The sequence below is a fragment of the Schleiferilactobacillus perolens DSM 12744 genome (assembly GCF_001435585.1).
GTDB classification, from domain to species: Bacteria; Bacillota; Bacilli; order Lactobacillales; family Lactobacillaceae; genus Schleiferilactobacillus; species Schleiferilactobacillus perolens.
Map to the genome: position 1 here is coordinate 92,413 of NZ_AZEC01000003.1, position 14,218 is coordinate 106,630.

Here is a 14,218-nt window from a genome sequence, read left to right on the forward strand (position 1 = left end):
TTTAGTAAACAAGATAAGATAAAATCTGTAAGCGCTTCGCTGGTTACTTGGCCGGCGTAGGCATCATTCCCTGATTTGGAGGATCGTATCTTATGGAAAAAAGTTTGCTATACCCCACGATCAATCGCACTCGGACAGACCAAAAACTGGATGGTTTGTGGCAGTTTTCGTTTGATCCAGAAGGGAGCGGCATTGCCCAGAACTGGGCTAATGGGTTACCAGCAACCATTGATTTGCCGGTTCCGGCCAGTTTCAACGACTTCTTTACAGACAAAGCCGACCGAGAATACACGGGTGTTTTTTGGTATGCTCGCCAGTTCTTTGTGTCGGCTGATGCTCAAGAGCGGTTTGTCGGGTTGCGGTTTGACGCCGTCACGCACCGGGCAGCGATTTTTGTCAATGGTCACAAGGTGGGTACCCACGAGGGTGGGTTTTTACCTTTGTCGTCGACATCTCGGCCGTGGTGCACTTCGGCGCGGAAAATACCGTCGTGGTCCAGGGTAACAATGAATTGTCCCGGGAAGATTTACCTGCGGGAGACACCATCACTTTAAAGAATGGCCGTAAAATGGTGCGGCCGTTCTTTGACTTCTACAACTATTCCGGATTGAATCGCTCGGTCCACTTACTGACGCTGCCGCAAGAGCAGATCGTTGATTACGACACCCGGTTTACCCGCACAGGCGCCGCCGCCACGGTTTACTATCGCGTGACGACCAATGGGGATCATCCCGTGACGGTCACTTTGGCAGATGCCCAAGGTCAAACTGTGGCCACCGGTGAAGGCGTCCACGGTGAGTTAACGGTTACTGATCCCCATTTATGGAATGTGGGCGCCCCTTATCTGTACACCTTGACGCTGCAAATTCATGACGGGGCGGATTTAGTGGACGAATATAGCGCTCCGTTGGGTATTCGCACGATTGCTGTCGACGGTGCCCGGGTGTTAGTGAACGGCCAACCGGTTTACCTGCGCGGTTTCGGCCGGCATGAAGATTCACCGTTTGCCGGACGCGGGTTCGATTTGAATGTGGAGAAAAAAGACTTTTCGTTGATGAAATGGATCGGCGCCAATTCCTTCCGCACTTCCCACTATCCATACGATGAACAGGTGTATCGGATGGCTGACCGAGAAGGCTTTTTAGTGATTGATGAGGTGCCTGCGGTGGGCTTCAAGATGGCCGCCGCTGAGTTCTTGGGCGGTTTGAACCAGTCCTTTTTCAAAGGCCCCTGGATCAAACAGTTGTATACACGCCATCTGGCCCAAATCACCGATATGATTCAGCGGGACAAGAACCACCCGTCGGTTTTTGCCTGGAGCTTGCTGAATGAGCCGGATACGGTGGATGACAATGCGGTGCCTTATTTCCGTCAGCTCTTTGCGGACACTGCGGCGCTAGATCCTCAACAGCGGCCGCGCACTTTCACTTTAAGTGAAGACGATACGATTGAAACCTCGAAAGTATTGGCGTTCCCAGATATTTATCTATTGAACCGTTATCCTGGGTGGTATCATTGCGCCGGTTATCAGATCAGCGACGGAGAGACTAATCTGCGCGCTGAGATGGATAAATGGGCCGCTTCGGACTATCACAAACCGGTGATCTTTACCGAATTTGGGGCCGACACCCAAGCCGGGCTGCACAAACTGCCCAGCGTGATGTGGTCGGAAGAATATCAGATTGAAGTTTTACAGATGTTTAGCCGGGTGTTTGACGACTATGATTTTATTTGCGGCGAGCAAGTCTGGAATTTCGCTGATTTTCAAACCGTGGAAGGCACCATGCGGGTAGACGGCAATAAGAAGGGCATCTTCACCCGAGAGCGCCAACCTAAGGCCGCTGCTTTTTACTACCATGATCGTTGGCACCAACTCGCACAGGAGGGCAAATAGAATGACGCCACCTTTATTTAATGTCCAATTAAAAAAGAACCCGTTAGAAACTCAAGCCGACATGGAAAAAGCACTGCTGGATCTATTAACACCAGCGATGACAGTGATGCTTACCGAGAACCGGCCTGGCCGCTTTAAGCTCAGTAGTCACGGGGCAGTGTACACCGCGGACAGAACCGAAATCGAAGGTTTCATGCGCTTACTGTGGGGCTTAGGACCGTTATTCTCGCAACCGCGCCGCATTACCGAACACTTCACATGGTGGGAATTTGTGCGCACTAGTATTGTCATTGGAACAGATCCGGAGAGTGAATGGTACTGGGGCCAGGGCCCGCTGCAAGACTATGATCAGCTGTTTGTCGAGATGGGTGCATTATCCGCGTTCTTGTTTGAAACTGAGTCATCGTTTTGGCGGCATCTCACCACCAAAGAACAAACCCAAATCCTGAATTGGCTGGCCCAGATCAACCAGCGGGTGCTGCCCAAGACCAATTGGTTGTTGTTCCGAGTGATGGTCAATGCCTGGTTTGTCCATGTCGGCCAAAGCGACCACCAACGGCAGATCGATGCTGATTTTGCCATCACCAACGGCCATTATTTGGATCATGGCTGGTCTTTCGATGGGTATGAGAATCAAATCGATAACTATATTCCCTTTGCCTACCAATTCTTTACGCTGTTGTATGTGGCCTTTGCCCAACCCCAGGATGCACAAGAAAAATTGCTGCGCGAGCGGGCCACTGCCTTTGTAAAGAGCTATGCCAATTGGTTTGCGGCGGACGGGGCAGGGCTGCCGTTTGGCCGATCACTGGATTACCGCTTTGCCCAAGGTGCTTTTTGGGCCGCCTGCGCCTTTGCCCATATTGCAATGCCAGAAGGTTATGCGCTGGGAGATGTGAAACATTTGCTGCTCAACAACCTGCGCTGGTGGTTTAGTCAGGATATGTTCCAATCCGATGGGCTATTGCCAGTCGGCTACGCCTATCCCAACATGAACTTTGCGGAAGGGTACAATGCCCCGGCATCCGCATACTGGGCGTTAAAGACCTTCATCTTTATGGCCTTGCCAGCCGATGACCCATTCTGGCAAGTGCGGGAAGCAGAGCGGTTTCAGTTTGAACCGGTGAAGCGCCAGCCAGAACCGCGGATGCTGGTGGTCCACAGTCGCACCGGGCAAGAAGTGCAAGCCTTCACCGCCGGCCAGCATTCCCATGAACACGCCCATGGTGCGGCTAAATATGAGAAATATGTCTATTCCTCTTCCTTTGCCTTCAGCACCCCCAAAGGATCGACTTTACTCAAACAAGGGGCTTTTGACAGCACTTTAGCGGTATCCGAAAGCGATGAATTTTGGCGGACGGCCTTTCATTACACAGATTGGCAAATTCATGACGACTATGTATATTCCCAATGGCAGCCGTGGCCAGACGTGACCATCGATAATTTCGTCATCCCCCAGATGCCTTGGCATGTGCGTGTTCACCACCTTTACACGGCCCGGACCCTCCATTTGGCCGAGGGCAGTTTCTCAGCGCCAGACAGTGGGGCGGCGGATGAAAAGGAATTGATCACCGACATTCCCCACAGTGTGTTTTATACAAGCCGTGTCGGCGTTGTCGGACTAGTGGCGTTGACGCCGGTCTGGGCCGTGGAATTATCCACTCCGGAACCCAACACTAATATCGACTTTCCCAAGACCCGCCTGCCGTTGCAAACCGCTACCTTGGCACCCGGCGAACACACGTGGATGGCCCTATTCTTGGGCGATCGGGAAAGCGAAAGTATGGTGAACAACCAAATCATCGTGCCGACGGTGAGCCAAGATGGTGCCCAAGTCACCATCCAGTGGTCCGATCAAACTCGGACCATTCACCTCGCTGAATGGTCAAAGGAGGTTCGCTAATGGATGCGACTAAGTTCACCATTGACGGTCACGATCTGCATACCGACTGGGGCGACGCGAATACTTTCAAAGGGTTTGGCTACCTCAGCTGCAATAACTCTTCCCGCTTGCTGTTGGATTATAAGTGGGAACACCCGGAAGTTTATGCGCAATTATTGCAATTGCTGTTTGGCGGGACGCACCCGTTGATGCGGATGTTAAAAATTGAATTGGGCAATGACGCCAATACGTCTTCGGGCACAGAACCGGCTCCGTTACGCAGTGCGGCGGGGGTAGTCAATGTCCGGCGGGGGATGGGTTTCCAACTGATCGCCGATGCCAAAAAGATTCAGCCCAATTTGATGACTTCTTTGCTGCGCTGGGGTGAACCTGGGTGGTTACGGACCTTGTGGCGCCATGTGCGGGGAACCGATCCTGACCACGAAGTGCCTACTGAAGCTTACGAACCAATGTATCAGTATTATAAAAAGACGATTATCGCCGCCTGGCAAACGTATGGTTTCCTATTTAATTATGTGGACCCCGACCGGAATGCAACCCGTTACCCGATGTACCGCTATATCCAATGGTTCGCCAAACGGCTGGCGGTGGATGACACGGGATTTCCGGCTGATTTCCCCATCGCCCAGTACCAGCAAATCAAAATTATTGCGGCGGATCAAAACTACGATACTGACTTTGGCAGCGCCATGGTCGCCGATCCGGCATTGCGGGCGCTGGTCCCAGCGGTGGGCTACCATTACAACACAGCGGACGGCCCGGCCAAACCGTTTACAGCTTTGGCTGATACCTATCACCATGAAGTGTGGTACAGCGAAGGAATTGCGCCCACTACCAATGGCTCGTTGCGCCAGCAGGACAGCCGCCATACGGGGATTGGCGGCGTCCAAAGCAGCTTGGACGTGGCTAACCGCTGGATCAAAAGCTATCACCAATCCCGGCGCTCCCACTATATTTTCCAACCCGCCCTGGCGGCGTTTTATCCCGGGGTGCGCTATGCCCACAAGGATCTGATCATCGCCCAAACGCCCTGGTCTGGTTTCTTCAGTGTTGATAATATTGGGATACAAGTCCTGAAGCATTTCACAGACTTTGCCACGGCGGGTTGGTTGGACCAGACCGAGACAGCCTGGCGCTACATTAACAGCGCGACATACTCCGCGGCGGAGGGTACGGAGAACGTTAGCCAACAGGCCAATGAACCAAGTTACTTGACGCTGGCATCGCCAGATGGGCGGGATGTCTCGACGATTTTTGTGAACGACAGTGATGGTCCGCAACACTTTATCGTGCAGCTAGCCAATCTTTTGACTAATGATAAACCGTTTCATATGTGGGAAACCCGAGGAAGGGAAAGGGCCACTGAAAAATGGGACGATCGGGTTAAACAGTTGGTGGCGACTTTACCGGCTGGGGACCATTACGAAATCACGGTACCCGCCCGGGCCATTGCGACCGTGACGACATTAACTGATCAACCAGCCTATCAGCGGATCACTGCGGCCAACCCCGATGTCCCGCTGGTAGTGGATGCCCAGCAGGGAATTCTTTTCCAAGACGATTATGCTTATCAGGACAAACCGGCCGACTATCTGCGGGATAGGGGCGGGGCACCCCAGTACACCACGGATCTGGGCGGTGCCTTTGAAGTGCAGGAAATATCTGTGGGCAAGAGAGCCTTGGTCCAGCAAATTACGGAACAGGAACGGGCTTTGGACTGGGAAGAATCCAGTGCCCCCAATTTCACCATCGGCGATGATCGCTGGGAAAACTATCGGGTGAATCTCGGTTTCACGTTCGACACCAGCACCCGGCAGAATTCAGCCGAGGGCAACTATGTGGCGCTGGGTCTGCGCGAACAGCTCGATCCTGATGGCAGCGTCATGGCCGCCCCCTATGTCACCCAGCTTTGGCCCGATGGCCGGTTGGTGCTGTGGGAACATGGCCGCATCGTGGCCCGGCAGTACTTGCGGATGTTTGACGCCGCAGTCGACCATGAACTGATCATGGCCGCCGTTGGCCACATCATCACCGTGCTGCTGGACGGCGCGCCGCAATTTGAACATCGTGCTGTGGATCGGCCGGCATTAAGCGGCCGGGTTAAAGTGGGCACAGGTTATTACCACACGATTTTCCATGCCCTGAGTGTGACCGCCGTGCCTCACCAGGTGGCCACTAGTGCCCGCCGCTGGGATGATCTTCATCCAGGGCTGACGTACACCGGTCAATGGCAGCACTTGGCTGGGCAAGCCAGTGATTATTGGGAACGGTCGTATTCTGTCGGGCAAGCCGACAGCCCGACGCCCACCACGCTGCAATTTCATTTCCGCGGCACTGGTTTTGCCCTTATCGGCGGCGGTAACGAGACCGGCCGATTGGACATCCAGGTGGATGATCAATTGACGCAACCATTGGCGGCTCCGCTCAACGCGCCGGCCAAACAGCCGAATTTCATCATTGCGGGTCTTGCTGCCGGCGAGCATACTGTGACCATCACGGTGGCTCAAGGCAGTTACCTGCTGGACGCGATTGAAGTTATCGAATAATTCCGCAAGCAAAAACGAAGCGGTTCTCATCCAAAATTCTGGACGAGGGCCGCTCCGTTTTTTGGTGGGTTGAATCTGGTTAATCATCTATTTGCGGGCACCGGAGTCAATGTGGACATATTGGCGCCGTTGGTGCATGCGCACATACTGGGTGACGAGAAACGCTGTGGATAAGGCAGCGGAGAATAAACCAATTGTTTTCATATTGAACATAAGAATCGTCCTTCCTGATTTATGGGTATGTTTGATGTGGTCAGTGGACAAGCTTTTTCTGGTGAGGGGGGGTCGTGCCAATACGGAGCATTGGCACTTTAGCCAGCAGGAATCGAAGCTTTCCTTGACCACAAAAATAGGATACTGCTCACAGTGCTGGAGCAGTACCCCTCTTAACTAGCTCTTATGGGACTTTGCGAACCCTTAAACAAGATGACGGAAGTGTGACCAGGCATATTTCTTGGGGGTCGTTCGTCCATGGGCGTACATTGACCCTGTTGGTTACTGTAACTCTGCTGCTTCCGCGGCGATTCGATTGGCCACTGCCTCACTCATCACTAAATCCGTTAACATCCCGCCGCGCAACGCGCCCAGGGTGGCGCGGGTTTTGAACTTACTGGTGACAATCCCGACCCGGCGCGGGACGGCGCGGACGGCGGTTTCTGAAATTCCGAAAAGAGGTGATTTGTCCGGTGCAATGAGGCGGCCTTGAACATCATAGGGGCGCCCAAACAACACCCCGGCCACATTTTCAATTTGATCTGCCGGCACGATCTCATTACGATGCTGGTGCCAAACTGGAATCGAGTCGATCGAATCCATGGTCCCGATCCCGCAGATAATCAGATCTAGCTTTTCGCATAATGCAAGGCGGGAGCCAAGGCCGGTTCTTTGGTCAACATGGTCCGCACAGTGGGATTGAATACATATAACGGACCCACGATCGTCTGGTAGTTGGCGCTGAATTTATTTGCCGCCATCTCCACCATGCGCGTGGAACCAGCCCGTGAATGGTATTTCATATTCTCACCCATATATTGGGTGAAGGTCAAACCCGGTTGATTATCGGCAGAAAAATGCTGGATGACATCGTAAATTGTGGCCCCCCACGACAGCCCCACAACATTTTGGGCGTGAATCAAATTCTGAACTTGCTGGGCCGCATAAGTCACCACATGTTCAATCGTCTGAGTTGGATTGGCGGCATCTTTGATGATCACCAAGTGCGGAATAGCGAACGCCTGCTTGAATTTCAACTCCAGCGACTGCAGCCGCGTCGTCGGTGCCTGAATCGTAATCGTCACCAATCCACTGGCCTGCGCCTCCTGCAAGTATTTCTCCACGAAATAGCGGGTAATGTGATACTTCTCGGCCAACTCACTGACCGATGCCCGGGAAAAATAATAATCCTGTGCAATCGCAGTCAAAAGCGCCTGATGTTCCTGCGTCGCCATCACGATTCCTCCAATCAAGAATGACCAAACGAGCCGTGCCAAAGCTGCGCAGTCTCCGGTTGAAGGGGGCTGCGAAGCGCAGCAAGTGCGGAGCCGCAGGCGTAGCAAGCTGTGATGGCGGTTTGAGCCCGCAAAGTGCGCGGTCTCAAACACGCCTAACCACATCCGCGCAAAAAGCGCGCGGTGTGGTTTCCACAGCTGAGCCCCCTTCAACCTACGACTGCTCCGCAATGGCACTGGTTCATCGAATTTCAGACTTTCGTCATTAAACCGTCTGCTAAAACCATTTTACCATGAATCTACCCAAAAGTTTCAATTTTAAAATTTAAGCCTTTAATTTTGAAAATTCAAAAGAATTGTGCCATACTATGGACGTCAAAAAGAACGAATGCATCAAAACAAGGAGGTAATGATTGTGGCAGAAAATGAAGTGGAACAATTACACAGCGCCCACACCGGCGTGCTGTCGATTCACCCAGAATTGACCGTCCGTAACCGGGAAGACCTAGGCAAGGCATACACCCCTGGTGTGGCCGGCTTAGCCAAAGAAATCGAGGCTGATCCCGCCAAGAAGGATGTTTATACCACCAGCGGCAAACTTGTCGCCGTGGTCACCGACGGCTCAGCCGTATTGGGTTTAGGCAACATCGGCCCTGCCGGTGGGTTACCCATCGTTGAAGGCAAGGCGCTCCTTTATAAGGAACTGGCCGGTGTGGATGCCATTCCACTGGCAGTCGAACAAGTCAGCATTGACGACTTTGTCGCCACCATCAAGAATATTGCCAAGAGCTTTGCTGGGATTCATTTGGAAGACATTGCGGCACCACGCTGCTTTGCCATTGAAGATGCGCTGCAAAAAGAATTGAACATTCCGGTGTATCACGATGACCAAGAAGGTTCCGCGATTGTTGTATTAGCTGGTTTGATCAACGCGGCAAAGGTCGTGGGCAAGTCTGTGACCGATCTTAAAGTTGTCTTGACTGGGGTCGGAGCATCCGGCATTGCGACTGCAAAGTTGTTACTGGCGGCTGGTATCAAGCACATTTCTCTCGTGGATATCCACGGTGTCGTGAAGCCTGATGATATCCGTTATAACAGCTACCAACGGGAATTGGCCGGCCAAGTGGACAGTGCTGCCGGCGAGACGTTAGACGATGTGATTAAGGGCGCCGATGCCTTTGTTGGTTTATCTGATGCCCACGTACTCACTGGGGCCCAGGTCAAGGAAATGGCCGATCAGCCCATCATCTTTGCATTAGCCAACCCGGTACCAGAAATTGATCCGGCGGAGGCCCAAGCAGCCGGTGCGGCAGTCATTGCCACTGGTGCCAGCAAGTACCCGAACCAAGTGAACAACATTCTGGCTTTCCCAGGCCTGTTCCGCGGTTTGCTCAAGAGCGGTTTAAAATCCGTGAACGTGGCATTGGAAACCAAGATTGCCCAAGCACTAGCCGGTTTGATCGCGACGCCCACGGCAGAAAAAATTGTCCCGGGCGTCTTCGATGACGGCGTTGTGGATGCCGTTACTGCTGGTGTAGAAGAATTCGCAAAAGCACAGAAATAAAACAATAGACACTGGCGATGCAGCTGCACTCGGTGTGTCGCCACGATGAGGTGAGAGAATTATGGGAATCTTTTGGACATCGATCCAAAGCGTTCTAGCCATTATGATCATGATTGCAGTTGGCTACTTCGCCCAGGGAAAGGGCTGGTTTGACGACAAGTTCTCCGGCGCGCTTTCCAAACTGATCATGCAAGTGGCTTTACCGGCATCCATCTTCATGTCGATGATGAACCACTTCAAACCAGAACAATTGGCCAAGTTATCCGTTGGCCTGTTATACAGTGTCGTGAGTATCACGGTTGGCTTGCTGATTTCTTGGCTGGTTGTGCGGGTACTCAAAGTACCGAAGGGTAAACGCGGCTTGATGATGACTGCCATGAACTTTGCCAACACGGTCTTCATCGGGATGCCGTTGAACCAAGCACTATTCGGTGATAGCTCCATTCCGTACCTGTTGGTTTACTACATCGTCAACACGGTCATGTTATGGACGATCGGGGTATGGATCATTGCCGCCGACGACCCCACCGTGGGCGCCGATGGGACGGCCAAAGTCAAATTGGATTGGCACCATTTAATTCCCACGCCATTGTGGGGATTCATTGTGGCCTTACCGTTCATCTACATTCCGTGGCTGCGCAGCCATCTACTGGTCAACTTCGTCACTTTGACGCTGACTGATATTGGTGCGCTGGTGACCCCGTTGTCCTTGATTTACATCGGGATTATGTTGAAGAGCTTCGGAATTGGCAACATGCAGTTTGACAAGAATGTGATTGTGACGTTGCTGGGCCGGTTTGTCTTAGCACCCGTTATCATGTTTGCGTTGATCGCAGTCGGAGTCAAAGCGGGTCTCGGCATGGTCCCCGTCTTCCAAAAGACCTTGATCATTCAGGCCGCCACACCGACCTTTGCGGTACTGCCGATTCTGGCCACGACCTATCATGGCGATGTGAAGTTCGCTACCAACATTGTGGTATCGGCCTCTGTGCTCTTCGTCGTCGTGGTCCCGATCATCATGGTATTGATGGGTTAATCGCCAATGGCTGATATTCGAGATCTCCATTTGCGGGTGCCCAGTGTCAAAAAAGAATGGATCGCATTCTTGGCCAGTCATGGTCTCAGCGGCTTTTCTGACGCAGAAGTCGCCAGCGTGGATAGTGTGATCGGCCTGTTCGATGGCGACCGGCTGGTTGGCACGGGGGCCATTGCCGGCAACGTCCTCAAGTTCATTGCGGTGGACGAAGGGGATGTGCCCGGGGCCAACTTCAATCAGGTGGTCTCCGAACTGCAGACGCGCCTAATGATGGCGGGCCATTCCCATATGATGGTGTTCACCAAGCCCCAATATGAAACCAGTTTTGGCCATGTGGGATTCACGACGCTGGCAAAGACCGCTGTGGGTGTGTTGCTGGAAGCTGGTGCGCCTGGGATCAAGCAATATCTGACGCAATTGCCCGGCGTCCAGGATCAAGCCCACAAACAAGTGGCTGCCATCGTCATGAATGCCAATCCGTTCACCCAAGGCCATCGTTATCTGGTTGAAAAGGCCGCGGCGGAAAACGAAATCGTCGATGTCTTCGTCGTTTCCACTGATCGGTCATTGTTTACCAGTGCTGAACGGATGCAATTAGTCCAAGCCGGGGTGGCGGATCTAAAAAATGTCCGCGTGTATCCCGGTGGTGATTACATGGTCAGTTATGCCACCTTCCCCGCGTATTTTCTTAAATCCGGGGACGATGTGATTCGGTATCAAACCACTTTAGATGCCCGATTGTTCCGAGATTGGGTGGCCCCGACGCTGCATATTAGTCGGCGGTACGTGGGAGAGGAGCCAAAATCTCATACCACGGCCATTTACAACACGGTATTGGCCAAAGAATTGCCGCCAGCGGTACAGCTGATCGTCGTGCCCCGTTTGACCCAGGCCGGAACCGTTGTGACGGCTACTCAGGTACGCCAGGCCTTGGCGAACCATCAATTGGCCACCGTTCAAGATTTCTTGCCAGTCAGCACCTGGCAGTTTATTCAGGATCATCAAGATGAATTACTTAAGCGTATTGCGAAAGGCGTGAATATTCGTGGAAATTAAAAAAACTGCTTTAGCGGGCACGCTGGAATCTTCTGATATCCAGATTACCCTGTCGCCAGCCACTAGCGGTGGTATCCAGATTGACTTGGACTCCGCCGTGGCCAGCCAATATGGTGACCAAATTAAGGACGTCATTACCACGACACTTCAGGGTTTCCAAATTGAGAATGCTCTGGTCAAGGCTGTGGATAAGGGCGCTTTGGATTGCGTGATTAAAGCCCGGACTGTGGCTGTCGCTCAGCGGGCACTAGAACAAACAGAACCAGCTTGGGAGGTGCTCTAATATGGCTGAGACAGAAGAACGGTTACGCCGGACAATGATGTTTGTCCCCGGCAATAATCCGGCCATGTTGAAGGACGCCGGTATCTATGGCGCCGACTCCATCATGTTCGACCTGGAAGACGCCGTTTCTTTACAAGAGAAGGACGCGGCCCGGGACTTAGTTTATGAAGCATTAAAGACCGTCGATTACGGCACTGCTGAAAAAGTGGTCCGGGTTAACGGTGTTGATACACCTTTTTATAAAGATGATGTCCGGGCCATGGTCAAGGCCGGCATCGATGTCATTCGGCTGCCGAAGACCGAAACAGCCGACATGATCAAGGAATTGGTCGACGATGTGGCTGCTGCCGAAACTGAATTTGGCCGTGAAGAAGGTTCCACTCACGTCATGGCCGCCATTGAAAGTGCCAAGGGTGTGATCAATGCCAATGAAATCGCTGCAGCATCAGATCGGATGATCGGAATCGCACTTTCCGCCGAAGACTATACCACCGATATGAAGACTCACCGCTATCCTGATGGTCGTGAATTGGAATATGCCCGCAACGTGATTTTACACGCGGCTCGGGCAGCCGGGATCGCCGCTTTCGATACCGTCTTCACCAACCTGGATGACGAGGCTGGTTTGATTCGCGAAACTAAATTCATCCATCAATTGGGCTACGACGGCAAGTCCGTCATCAACCCACGCCAGATTCCAGTGATCAACGCCGTTTATGCACCGACTAAGGCCGAAGTGCAAAATGCGCAGCAGGTCATTGCCGCGATTGACGAGGCGCACGAAAAGGGCTCCGGGGTCATTTCCTTGAACGGTCAAATGGTCGACCGGCCAGTTGCTTTGCGGGCACAACGGGTCATGAACTTAGCCAAGGCATCTCATTTAGTTGACGAGGAGGGTAACTATGTCGAAGAATAATGTCGGTGTTGATATTCCCGATTCAATTTTGAATCAGTATGATTACAAGCCTTATGCCGGTACGAAGCTGGGCAACCCCGTGAGTCAACGGGTGGCCCCTACCGTACGGGCGCAATTCGGCGAAAACAAAGTCGTCGACTCGATCGCTGATGTGGTTAAGGCGGAAGTCAAAGATGGTATGACCATTTCCTTCCACCATCATCTGCGGGAGGGCGATCAGGTCTTTAACGAAGTGATGCAGGTCATCATCGACCAAGGCATCAAAGACTTGACTTTGGCGCCGTCATCTTTGACCAACGTCATGAACGATATGGTGGTCAAAGCCATCAAAGCCGGTACCATTACTCACATCACCAGTTCTGGGATGCGCGGTTCTTTAGGCGATGCTGTTTCCCACGGTGCGTTAAAGACCCCCGTGATTTTCCGTTCCCATGGTGGTCGGGCCCGAGCGATTGAAACCGGCAAGATTAAGATCGACGTGGCCTTCCTGGGCGTACCCAACGCCGATGAAGAAGGTAACGCCAACGGCATGACTGGGGACGCGGTCTTTGGTTCCCTGGGTTATGCCCTGATGGATGCTAAATACGCCAATAAAGTCGTTTTGTTAACAGACAATATTGTAGCCTATCCCAATACACCGGCTTCCATTAACCAGACCCAAGTGGATTATGTGGTGAAAGTCGACCAAGTCGGTGACCCCGACAAGATCGGTTCCGGCGCTACCCGGTTCACCAAGGATCCTAAGGAATTGAAGATTGCTGAAGAAGTTAATGAAGTGATTACCCACTCCCCATACTTCAAGAACGGTTTTTCTTTCCAAACTGGTTCTGGTGGTGCCGCCTTGGCTGTGACGCGGTACTTACGGCAATCCATGCTGGACAAGGGAATTAAAGCATCCTTTGCTCTGGGCGGGATTACGAAGCCGACGACAGATCTGTTGGCTGAAGGATTGGTCAACAAGGTCATGGATGTGCAAGACTTTGATAAAGGCGCCGCAGACTCCATGCACACTAACCCGGCCCAACAAGAAATCGATGCTTCTTGGTACGCTGATCCGTACAATAAGGGTGCTATGGTGGATAAGTTGGACGTGGTTATTTTGTCCGCTTTGCAAATCGACACCGACTTCAACGTCAATGTTTTAACAGGTTCCGATGGAGTCATTCGGGGCGCTGTTGGCGGTCACCAAGACGCGGCGACGGCCAAATTGACCATTATTTCGGCACCGTTAGTCCGGGGCCGGTTGGCGACGATTGTCCCGAAGATGACGTCAATCACCACGCCTGGTGAATCCATTGATGTGGTCGCCACGGAGATTGGGATTGCCATTAATCCGAAGCGGCAGGACTTGATTGATGCCTTGAGCCATATTCCGGGTGTACCGGTCTATACGATTCAGGAATTGGCGGCGAAGGCGGAAGCAATTGTCGGCAAACCTAAGGAAATTGAGTACACGGATCGGCCGGTTGCTTTGGTCGAATACCGTGATGGCAGTTTGATTGATGTGATTAATCAAGTAAAAGATTAACTTGAGCTAATTAAACATGCTTCAACAAGCGTCAGGGCCGTTTT

At 52.5% G+C, this 14,218-nt stretch carries 9 protein-coding genes and 2 pseudogenes; 9 read left to right on the forward strand and 2 right to left on the reverse strand.

Translation table 11 applies throughout. The annotated features are described in order from the left end of the window. Positions 1 to 92: 92 nt before the first annotated feature. From uidA to FD09_RS04220, 3 genes and pseudogenes are all read left to right on the forward strand, one after another. Positions 93 to 1,894, forward strand: a pseudogene (gene uidA, locus FD09_RS04210) (beta-glucuronidase). 1 nt (position 1,895) lies between these two features. Further along, positions 1,896 to 3,797: a DUF2264 domain-containing protein gene (locus tag FD09_RS04215; RefSeq protein WP_057818660.1), complete on the forward strand. Its 1,902-nt coding sequence runs from the start codon at positions 1,896 to 1,898 to the stop codon at positions 3,795 to 3,797. Continuing rightward, positions 3,797 to 6,343, forward strand: a complete 2,547-nt coding sequence (locus tag FD09_RS04220) for a hypothetical protein (protein WP_057818663.1) — start codon at positions 3,797 to 3,799, stop codon at positions 6,341 to 6,343. Before FD09_RS04215 ends, FD09_RS04220 begins: the two co-directional genes overlap by 1 nt. Before the next feature lie 87 nt (positions 6,344 to 6,430). Here the strand turns inward: FD09_RS04220 and FD09_RS16890 are convergent, their stop codons facing one another. Together FD09_RS16890 and FD09_RS17060 are read right to left on the reverse strand one after the other, a co-directional pair. Continuing rightward, positions 6,431 to 6,556, reverse strand: a complete 126-nt coding sequence (locus tag FD09_RS16890; protein WP_268873280.1) for a hypothetical protein — start codon at positions 6,554 to 6,556, stop codon at positions 6,431 to 6,433. A gap of 282 nt (positions 6,557 to 6,838) precedes the next feature. Further along, a pseudogene (locus tag FD09_RS17060) lies at positions 6,839 to 7,956 on the reverse strand (sugar-binding transcriptional regulator). Between the two features lie 247 nt (positions 7,957 to 8,203). Here FD09_RS17060 and FD09_RS04230 point away from each other — a divergent pair. The 6 genes from FD09_RS04230 to citF all read left to right on the forward strand — a co-directional run bounded on the left by FD09_RS04230 (position 8,204) and on the right by citF (position 14,174). Continuing rightward, positions 8,204 to 9,355, forward strand: a complete 1,152-nt coding sequence (locus tag FD09_RS04230) for an NAD(P)-dependent malic enzyme (protein ID WP_057819028.1) — start codon at positions 8,204 to 8,206, stop codon at positions 9,353 to 9,355. A 61-nt stretch (positions 9,356 to 9,416) separates the two neighbouring features. Next, the gene (locus FD09_RS04235) at positions 9,417 to 10,391 is read left to right on the forward strand and encodes an AEC family transporter (RefSeq protein ID WP_057818665.1); all 975 of its coding nucleotides are present in this window, start codon (positions 9,417 to 9,419) and stop codon (positions 10,389 to 10,391) included. 6 nt (positions 10,392 to 10,397) lie between these two features. After that, a complete protein-coding gene (gene citC / locus FD09_RS04240; RefSeq protein ID WP_057818667.1) occupies positions 10,398 to 11,447 on the forward strand; it encodes a [citrate (pro-3S)-lyase] ligase in 1,050 nt (349 codons plus the stop codon). Then, a complete protein-coding gene (gene citD, locus FD09_RS04245) occupies positions 11,437 to 11,730 on the forward strand; it encodes a citrate lyase acyl carrier protein (protein WP_057818669.1) in 294 nt (97 codons plus the stop codon). Before citC ends, citD begins: the two co-directional genes overlap by 11 nt. Before the next feature lies 1 nt (position 11,731). Further along, positions 11,732 to 12,646 (forward strand): citrate (pro-3S)-lyase subunit beta, encoded by a 915-nt coding sequence (gene citE, locus FD09_RS04250; protein WP_057818672.1) that lies wholly within the window; start codon positions 11,732 to 11,734, stop codon positions 12,644 to 12,646. Continuing rightward, a complete protein-coding gene (gene citF, locus FD09_RS04255; protein ID WP_057818674.1) occupies positions 12,633 to 14,174 on the forward strand; it encodes a citrate lyase subunit alpha in 1,542 nt (513 codons plus the stop codon). Before citE ends, citF begins: the two co-directional genes overlap by 14 nt. The last annotated feature ends 44 nt before the right edge of the window (positions 14,175 to 14,218 follow it).

What these genes read in the sequence shown, in the direction of transcription:
- FD09_RS04215 (WP_057818660.1), top strand. Translation starts at nt 1,896, where the DNA reads ATGACGCCACCTTTATTTAATGTCCAATTAAAAAAGAACCCGTTAGAA.
- citF (WP_057818674.1), top strand. Translation starts at nt 12,633, where the DNA reads ATGTCGAAGAATAATGTCGGTGTTGATATTCCCGATTCAATTTTGAAT.
- citE (WP_057818672.1), top strand. Translation starts at nt 11,732, where the DNA reads ATGGCTGAGACAGAAGAACGGTTACGCCGGACAATGATGTTTGTCCCC.
- FD09_RS04220 (WP_057818663.1), top strand. Translation starts at nt 3,797, where the DNA reads ATGGATGCGACTAAGTTCACCATTGACGGTCACGATCTGCATACCGAC.
- citC (WP_057818667.1), top strand. Translation starts at nt 10,398, where the DNA reads ATGGCTGATATTCGAGATCTCCATTTGCGGGTGCCCAGTGTCAAAAAA.
- FD09_RS16890 (WP_268873280.1), bottom strand. Translation starts at nt 6,556, where the DNA reads ATGTTCAATATGAAAACAATTGGTTTATTCTCCGCTGCCTTATCCACA.
- FD09_RS04235 (WP_057818665.1), top strand. Translation starts at nt 9,417, where the DNA reads ATGGGAATCTTTTGGACATCGATCCAAAGCGTTCTAGCCATTATGATC.